Source organism: Streptomyces sp. MB09-01 (assembly GCF_033794505.1).
In the GTDB taxonomy this organism is placed as follows: domain Bacteria; phylum Actinomycetota; class Actinomycetes; order Streptomycetales; family Streptomycetaceae; genus Streptomyces.
The window spans coordinates 1-2,497 of sequence record NZ_JARAYQ010000504.1; the positions used below are offsets into that span (position 1 = coordinate 1).

At 75.5% G+C, this 2,497-nt stretch carries 2 protein-coding genes and 1 pseudogene; all 3 read right to left on the minus strand.

Features of this window, described 5'->3' with window-relative positions; translation table 11 throughout:
• The coding region (locus PV721_RS42905) for a DUF5682 family protein (RefSeq protein ID WP_319734252.1) at positions 1-356 on the minus strand (356 nt) is incomplete at its 3' end.
• A complete protein-coding gene (locus PV721_RS42910; RefSeq protein ID WP_319734254.1) occupies positions 353-1,510 on the minus strand; it encodes an AAA family ATPase in 1,158 nt (385 codons plus the stop codon). The genes PV721_RS42905 and PV721_RS42910, both read right to left, overlap by 4 nt.
• 160 nt (positions 1,511-1,670) lie before the next feature.
• A pseudogene (locus tag PV721_RS42915) lies at positions 1,671-2,497 on the minus strand (DNA-binding protein); the annotation flags it as partial.

Consider the following 2,497-nt stretch of genomic DNA (forward strand, 5'->3'; position numbering starts at 1 on the left):
GTCCAGCCGGGGGACGGGAGGGGGAGGTCGCAGCAGAGGACGGTCGCACCGGTGCGGCGCGCCCAGCGGATCGCGGCCAGTTCCGGGGAGAAGTCCGCGAACGGGTAGAACGCCAGGCGCCCGTCGCCGTCGGCGCCCGCGAGGGCGACCGGGGCCACGGTCTCCGGGTCGGCCAGGTGCTCCAGCCACGGCTGGAAGTCCGCCGGGAGTTCGACGCAGACCACGTCCGCGCCCGAGGCGTCCAGCAGCTCGGGCACCACCGCGGCCAGGGCGGGGCTGTGGTGGCGTACGCCCAGCAGGTACGGCGTGCGGGACGCGGCGAGCGCGTCGACGGCGGCGCGCGGGTCGGAGGTCAACGCAGGCTCCCGCGCAGGTCCCAGAGGCGGCGCCACATCGCCGAGCCGTCCTCGGCGCGGCGGCGCACCGGGCCGTCCCAGTAGCCGAGGAGGCGGCCGTGGTCGGCCGGGTCGTCCTTGCGGACCACGCCCAGCAGGTGACCCGGCAGCAGGTCCAGCACGTCCCCGCCCGGCAGGTACGCGGCCGCGACCCCCAGCGAGGCCGCCACCTGCACGGCTTCGGCGGTGGACATGACCGTACCGGGGCGTTCCACTTCCCAGCCCTCGGCGGAACGCCCGGAGCGCAGGTCGCGGAAGACGGTGACGAGCGCGTCGAGTACGGCGTCGTCGACCCCGAAGGCCGCGCCGGCCCGCTCGACGGCGGCGACCGCCTGCCGGCGGATCAGCGTGGCCTCCGCGTCCGCGTCGGCGATCGGGGCGACCGTCTCGAAGTTGAAGCGCCGCTTGAGGGCGGCGGACATCTCGGAGACGCCGCGGTCCCGCAGGTTGGCGGTGGCGATGACGGTGAAGCCCGGGGCCGCGCAGACCACCGCGTCCTCGGTGGCGGTCAGTTCGGGCACGCTGACCCGCCGGTCGGACAGGATCGACACCAGTGCGTCCTGCACCTCGGGCAGGCAGCGGGTGATCTCCTCGACGCGGACCACTCGCCCGGTGCGCATGGCGGAGAGCACCGGGGAGTCGACCAGGGCGCCTGAACTCGGTCCTTGCGCGAGCAGCAGCGCGTAGTTCCAGCCGTAGCGGAAGGCGTCTTCCGTGGTACCGGCCGTGCCCTGGACGGTGAGGGCGCTGGTGCCGCTGACGGCGGCGGCCAGGAGCTCGGACAGCATCGACTTGGCGGTGCCGGGCTCGCCGGTGAGGAGCAGGCCGCGCTCTCCCGCGAGGGTGACGACGCAGCGTTCCACCAGGGCGCGTTCGCCGACGAACTTGGGGGCGATGGCCAGCTTGGAGGGGAGCCCTGCGCGGCGCTTCGGCAGGGCCAGCTCGGCTCCGTCACTGCCGCAGACGAAGGTGACGACGGCGCGCGGGGTCAGGGCCCAGCCGGGCGGCCGGGGGCCGGGGTCCTGGGCGGCGAGGAAGTCGAGCTCGGCGGCGTGACGCTCCTCGGCGGGAAGCACCTGCCGGGGGGCGGGGACGGATGGTGCGGTGACGGTCATCGGGGTCCTCTGGAACGGGAGCGGGAACGGGAGCGGAGAAGGGAAAACTGGCAACCGGGGAACCGGAACGGGAACAGGGAGGTGTGCCGAGCGTCGGCCGGGGGCGCGGCGCACCCCTGTGGAGGTGCGCCGCGCCGAAAGGGCCCGGGCGGCCGGCGGTTCAGCGGCGGCGGGCGCGGGTGCGCTTCACCTTGAGCTCCTCGAACCGCGGCACGTCGCCTTCCCGGACCCGCTGCCAGGCCCGGCGGTAGAGGTCGGCGGCCGGTTCGGCCGGGGTGAGCACGCCGAGCATCGGCCGTTCGCCGGCGCCCAGACCGTACATCGGCAGCTTCCACTGCTCCACCGGCAGGGTCGGCGAGGCCATTTCGGCCCATCCGCCCGGCAGGAACAGCGAGCGCCCGGCCCGGCTGCGGCCGGCCGTCACCACCAGCTCGGTGGCGGCCAGTTCGGCGCGGGCGGCCTTGAGGCGGGCCGGCTTCCAGCCCGTCCACCGCGCGGTGTTGCGGTCGGTGGGGTCGGGCATGGCGAGCAGGGTGAGGTACAGGGTGGCCGCGTCGGCGCCGAGACCGTGCGCGGCGGACACCTCCTCGACCAGCTCGGGAACGGAGCGGCTCGGGTCCTGAGGCCACCAGGTTCCGTCGGCGTCCACCGCACCGGCCGCCGGGGCACCCGGGTCGGCGAGGAGCGCCGCGAAGCGCGGGTCGTGGACGGCCCGCAGGGCCGTCTCCACCGAGGAGGGCCGCTGGTCGGCGCCCCGCAGCGCCGGGAGGTACGGGTCGGAGCCGGTGGAATCCAGCAGGGCCGGGCGCAGTGCGGGCTTGGGCTGGTCGTCGTGGGTGGCCATGACGACCGCGCCGTAGCGCTCGTAGCCCTCGCCGGTCTCGGTGGGCGTGCCCGCCGCCTTCCGGAAGTCGGGAAGGCTGGTGTAGTGCCCGATTTCGAGGAGCAGTTCGGGCGCGGCGAGCCGCTGCCGTACGGCGGTGAGGG